Below are 5879 nucleotides of genomic sequence, written 5' to 3'. Positions count from 1 at the left end.
GATTAGCGTCCTGCTGGACGCAGTGCGTGTTGCATTTCTTCCCCCACCGCCACTTCGTTCGGCGGTGGGGGTTATTTAGGTATTGTCCTGCCGGACAATAAATTAGCAATATTTATTATCAAATGCTAAAGTTGAGTAAAAAATCCACAAAATATATATTTTCAATGAAAAAATCAGTGAGGTCAGTGAGATCTGCGCGGGGAGTTCCATTGCTGTATAGTTACGGGTGTTGTCGTAGAATTAATTTTTTGTTAATTTTTAGTTGATTTCAAGCGAAGCACCTTTTTTTAGGTTGTATTTAGGTGGTGGCGCTGCGCTTGAAATACACTGAAAATAAGCTGAAAATATAAAAATATGTCTTTCAGTGATGCTTTTTTTCTATAGAAAGGGACCCGCGCTTTTCTGCAAGAAAGTTTGCGCAATACAGATTAATTGCTTAATTTTGCATTATGAAATCGTAATAATTACGATTTCATAATAATTGCAACAAGTTATGAAACAGATAAATCCATTCCTAATTGAAGGATATTTGTCGCCTGAATTCTTCTGCGACAGAGTTCAAGAAACTGCGCTTCTTATGGAGCATATAGGCAACCAGCGCAATGTGGCTCTTATTGCTCAGCGCCGCCTTGGCAAGTCAGGGCTTATTCACAATTGTTTCTACTCTGAGAAAATCCGCGAGCAATATTATACTTTCTACGTTGATATTTACGACACGAAGAATCTCTGCGAGTTCACCTACGAACTAGGTCGCGTGATTCTACAAACTCTCAAGTCTTGCGGGCGAAAAGTATGGGAGAATTTCGTAACTCTGCTGAAATCTCTAAAGACGGGCATTACCTTTGACATAAATGGCATGCCCGAGTGGAACGTATCAATCGGTGAGATACACACGCCCGAGTTGCTGCTGGATGAAATATTCTCATATCTCGAGCTGGCCGACAAACCATGTATTGTGGCTATTGACGAGTTCCAAGTCGTGGCCAACTACCCTGAGAAAACTGTGGAAGCGGCCCTGCGAAAGCGTATTCAATGTTGTCACAATGCCAGCTTCATATATTCTGGTTCAAAGCGCCACATGATGGCAGAGATGTTTGCCACGCAATCACGCCCTTTTTACAATAGTGCGGTACTTATGGATCTGGGCGTTATTGACCCCGCTCTCTACGAAGAGTTTGCTAATCACCACCTTGTTGCTAACGGTCAGCAAATATCATCTGAAGCCTTTCGCTACCTGTTTAACCGCTTTGCAGGCGTGACCTGGTACATTCAATATGTGCTCAATTTGCTATATGCCGACAAGTCTCGTGATATAACTTTCGAAAAAGATGACGTTGACTCTGCGATATCCACTATTCTGCAGCGCAACACGTTTGCATATCAGTCTCTTTTGTATCAACTCGCCCCAAAGCAAAAAGAAGTGCTACGCGCTATTGCTCGAGAGGGAGAAGGTCGGAGAATCATGGGGAAAAAGTTCCTGCAAACTTACAAGCTATCCTCCAGCGCTGTGCAAGGAGCTGTGAAGGTGCTGTCAGAACGCGACTTTATAACCGTTGAAGATGGCATATATTCTGTATATGACCGTTTCTTCGGGCTCTGGCTATGTCGCCCATAGCCACTTTTCCCGCAGTACCACCTGCGGGAGAAAGCAGAGGTAACACTACATTGATGACTTGTTTTTTTTCAGGGCAACCGCATCAAAACTTGCTAAAACTTCCCGACTTCACCCACGGAATATTAGATCAGGTTATGGACCTAAAATGATGGGAAAAAGGAAAAAAACAACATCTTGTAGGTATATAACTCAACTTTAGCATTTGATAATAAATATTGCTAATTTGTTGTCCGGTAGGACAATACCTAAATAACCCCCACCGCCGAACGGAGTGGCGTTGGGGGAAGAAATGCAACACGCACTGCGTCCAGCAGGACGCTAATCGGAGCAAATAGGTGAGGCTCAAATGGTTTCACATGCTAAAGTTGAGTATATAACTGCTAACACTTTTGTGTAACATGAGGATGTTGGTAACTATTCAGCAATGGAACTCCCCGCGCGGATCTCACTGATCTCACTGATTTTTTTTTCATTGAAAATATATATTTTGTGGATTTTTTAGACCTCAGGGAGGTCGTAACTTTGGTTAACCGCTGGTCGCAGACCTGCGGGCTGCCGGTGGGGGGGTGAAATGTGACAAAATCGCGGTTGGAGGCCGCTACCTCGAAACGTGCAAGGTTGGGGTCTTCAACCGCAGTATAGTGTATCGCGTTTTCCCTGCCCTGCCTTCGCTTGCGCTCAGTTAGGACAGGGTTATGTGCAGAACTGCGTTCTGCGTGTCGGCTTCCAGCCTCTCATTACAAAATCATGTGTGAGTGAGATCCGCGCGTGGTAACTATTCAGCAATGGTATTTTGGGTGATATCCCCGCGCAGATCTCACTGATCTCACAGATTTTTTTTATTGAAATTTCAAGAGTTTCGTGTGCCGTAAAATACCGCTTGCGCAGGTAAGTCGCGTACTTTCAGCACGCATTCCTTGTGGTTTCGATATCCGAGGGTTGCATTCGCTTCGCTCACTTCACCCCCGGTTATTGATAGTCGCACCCCGTGCGACCACGCACCTATCGGCGCGATAAATACCTTGTTCTCATGCATGACAACAATTCACAATTTGAAAAACTTGTGCTGAAAGTAAAATAATTATATAAATTCTGTGAAATCTGTGAGATCCGCGCGGGGTGTCCCTAATAACTCTATTGGTGAATAGTTACCCGCGCGGGGAATCTGCAAAAAAATCTATTGCAGTATAGTTACAACAGATTGCTCTGATTTAACTGAATAAGAAATTATTCTAATTATTTTAATTTCTTTCAGTTATTATTAAATTAGTGTTATCAGTGAGATCCGCGTCCATCTGATATAAAAATCACAAGCCCCCGATGGTTGACCATGGGGGCTTGCGTTAGAGGGGGGTATGTTGTCTCGTTATAGAGACTGCGTTGTCTTTACTTTACCACCTTAACGGTTGAAGTAGTGCCGTCGGTGTAAGTTGTAACCACGAGGTTCACGCCCTGGAAGGGAGTTGCTGACTCAACACCTGCTACGTTGACGTAACGCACGTTGCTGATTGTCTTAGCGTTAAGTTCGGTAACGCCAGTTGCTACATCGGCAGCGTCGAGGGGATAGATCACGTAGTTCTGGAAAGAGTTTTCGTCGCTGGGAGCAATGAGTGCGGGAGCACCGCTGGGAGTTTCCCAAGCAGCCTTGAGCTGAACAGCAGCCTTGCTGATAGTGTAAGGCTTGCCGTTTTCCATAACGTTGCCGCTTACCCAACCGTTGTTGATAGTAAGGCTCTGGCCACGTACACCGCTGTTACCACTATAAGCGCGAAGTGTCTCCTGGTTGTCGTCGTTGAAGAAGTAACCTGTTACAGAGATAACCTGGTTGCTTGCCAGAGTGAAACTGTGTGACATGTCGATTTTCTCGATACCAGCAGTGATTGCAGTGCTTGCAAGTTCGTTGCCGAAAGTCTTGTCAACAGCTACGCTGGGGTTAACGTTGTCGTAGCGGCTACCACCCAGCTGGCCACCTTCGTAGGTCTGGCCTACCTCAAACTTAGCATTGTCCTCGTCGTTGAGAGCGAGTTTGAGCCAGTTGTCATTGCCGTCGGTAACGAAAACGAGATTGCGTCCGTCAACTTTTTCGGGAGCCTTTGCCACCACCTTAACGGGATCAGCGACGAAGCGAGTGAGAGCATCCTTGGTGTTGAGGAATTCAGCCACTGTAACAGCCTCATAGGCGTCGCTCACCATGTCACGGCAGCGATGTCCGTGTTCGGTGTCGCCAATGTCAGAAAGCTTAACTGTACCGAAGTAGATGGTTGCGGGTTCGCTTGTAGTGCCGAAGGTTTCGTCGGTTGTCACATAGAGAGTGAAAAGCGGACCTGATGTGCCGTCAACATAGAGACCCTTGCTGTTGTAGAACAGGTGGCGATAAGCGCCATCAGACTGCCATGCACCCGAGCCAATATAAGAGTAGTTTCTTGAAGTAGCATTGAGTCCAAGAACGCCAGGAACACGCTCTGTGGGATCGAGCCATACACCGTCTTCGTCCTCATAAATCTTCAGTCCGCCAGTGGTATAAATGTCGAACTGCGCTGCGGTGAATCGATAATTGGGGTTGCTCAGGTAGATCTCTATTTCTTTGACTTCGCCTTTCTGGATTGCAAAGTCTTTTACAAAGAATTCAGACCATCCTTCACCTTCGCGATTGGGGTTCTTCTCATTGGGGTCAACGGGACGTTGAGCCATTGCGCTAACAGCGGTGCCTGCGAGCAACGCAGTTGCTAATGTTGCTTGTAAAAATCTCTTCATAATGTTGTATATTTTAAATTTATTAAATTTCAGTATATTCTAAACAACGTACAAAGTTACAAATAATTCTTTCAAATCAAAATAAAAATGAATATTTTTTTATAATTTTGACAATTTCAGTAAAGGAAACCCTAACTCCCCCGCAGAGGCACAGAGTTTTTTTTCTTTTATCCTCTTATCTAAATAGAAAGCAGATTGAGCAGCAACCGCATCAAAACTGCGTCCTGTCCTTACCCCGCACATCCTACTGCACTGCGTTTGTAGTATGGTACGGGGTTTTCGCAGGTTATAACTCAACTTTAGCATGTGAAACCATTTGAGTCTCACCTGTTTGTTCCGATTAGCGTCCTGCTGGACGCGGTGCGTGTTGCATTTCTTCCCCCTCCGCCACTTCGAATGTTGGCAAAGGTTCGCTATCCGCGGCACCGGCTTCGCCGACTTACCGCTGCTCACTTTACCGAGCTCGCTTCGCTCGGTTCGGCGGTGGGGGTTATTCAGGCATTGTCCTGCCGGACAATAAATTAGCAATATTTATTGTCAAATGCTAAAGTTGAGTTATAAAAACGGGCACAATGATTTCCTGTCCCTGCCGCACAAGAAGAAAGGCGGCTTCGTGTTGAAGTCGCCCTTGTGCAATTAAAACCTTGATAGGTTTTTAGTTCTGTTCTTCGCTTTGGGGAGCAGCTACAATGTTGATGTAGCTCTTGCCTGCGCGCTGCTTGAACTCAACGATACCGTCAACGAGTGCATACAGTGTGTGGTCACGACCCATGCCTACGTTCTGACCGGGACGGTGAACTGTACCACGCTGGCGCTTGATGATGTTACCAGCCTTAGCGAATGAACCACCAAAAATTTTAACGCCAAGTCGTTTGCTCTCTGACTCGCGGCCGTTCTTTGAACTACCTACACCTTTTTTATGTGCCATAATCGATAAAATTTAGGGGGTTAAGCAACTACTTCTTTAATCACAACTTGAGTGAACTGCTGGCGATGGCCATTGAGACGGCGATAGCCTTTGCGACGTTTTTTCTTGAAAACGATCACGTGTTCACCTTTCACGAGGGGATTAACTACCTCGCAAACTACCTTTGCGCCCTCAACGGTGGGAGCACCTACGGTTACATTACCTTCAGCGTCAACGAGCAGAACCTTGTCGAATTCTACCTTGTCGCCTTCGTTCACATCAGCGATGTGATGAACAAACAATTTCTTGCCAGCCTCGGCGCGGAATTGCTGTCCCTGGATTTCTACAATTGCGTACATTTAAAATTGTATTGAAAGTTGGTCCGTACGGCGGCTTGGACATGATGTCCACGCTCTTATTTGTGCCTTTCGGGAAAATTGCGGGTGCAAAGTTAGCACATTATTTTGAAATAAAGAAATTTTTTTGTAAAAAACTCTGTATAAACCAGGTTTATGGTCTCGCGACTACCCAGCTCCCCCCACAGAAGGACACAGAGGACGCAGAGAGCTAGATTGAAACTTGCTTCTCGGGGAACTCGGGGAA

The 5879-nt window shown here is 45.7% G+C and carries 4 protein-coding genes; 1 reads left to right on the top strand and 3 read right to left on the bottom strand.

The genetic code is table 11. From position 1 onward, the window contains the following. Positions 1-493 precede the first annotated feature (493 nt). Positions 494-1615, top strand: a complete 1122-nt coding sequence (locus ACKI3C_RS11965; protein ID WP_407405356.1) for an AAA family ATPase — start codon at positions 494-496, stop codon at positions 1613-1615. A gap of 1386 nt (positions 1616-3001) precedes the next feature. On the opposite strand, the gene ACKI3C_RS11960 is transcribed toward ACKI3C_RS11965, so the two are convergent. The 3 genes from ACKI3C_RS11960 to rplU form a co-directional block, all read right to left on the bottom strand. Continuing rightward, on the bottom strand, positions 3002-4369 hold the full coding sequence (locus tag ACKI3C_RS11960) for a hypothetical protein (protein WP_407405354.1): 1368 nt from the start codon (positions 4367-4369) through the stop codon (positions 3002-3004). A 655-nt stretch (positions 4370-5024) separates the two neighbouring features. Next, positions 5025-5297, bottom strand: a complete 273-nt coding sequence (gene rpmA, locus ACKI3C_RS11955) for a 50S ribosomal protein L27 (protein ID WP_407405352.1) — start codon at positions 5295-5297, stop codon at positions 5025-5027. Between the two features lie 20 nt (positions 5298-5317). Then, a complete protein-coding gene (gene rplU / locus ACKI3C_RS11950) occupies positions 5318-5635 on the bottom strand; it encodes a 50S ribosomal protein L21 (RefSeq protein ID WP_407405350.1) in 318 nt (105 codons plus the stop codon). Between the last annotated feature and the right edge of the window lie 244 nt (positions 5636-5879).

The sequence above is a fragment of the Sodaliphilus sp. genome (genome assembly GCF_045598405.1).
Classification (GTDB): Bacteria; Bacteroidota; Bacteroidia; order Bacteroidales; family Muribaculaceae; genus Sodaliphilus; species Sodaliphilus limicaballi.
Note: the sequence above shows the minus strand (reverse complement) of the source record. Positions and strands in the feature narration are given on the sequence as shown.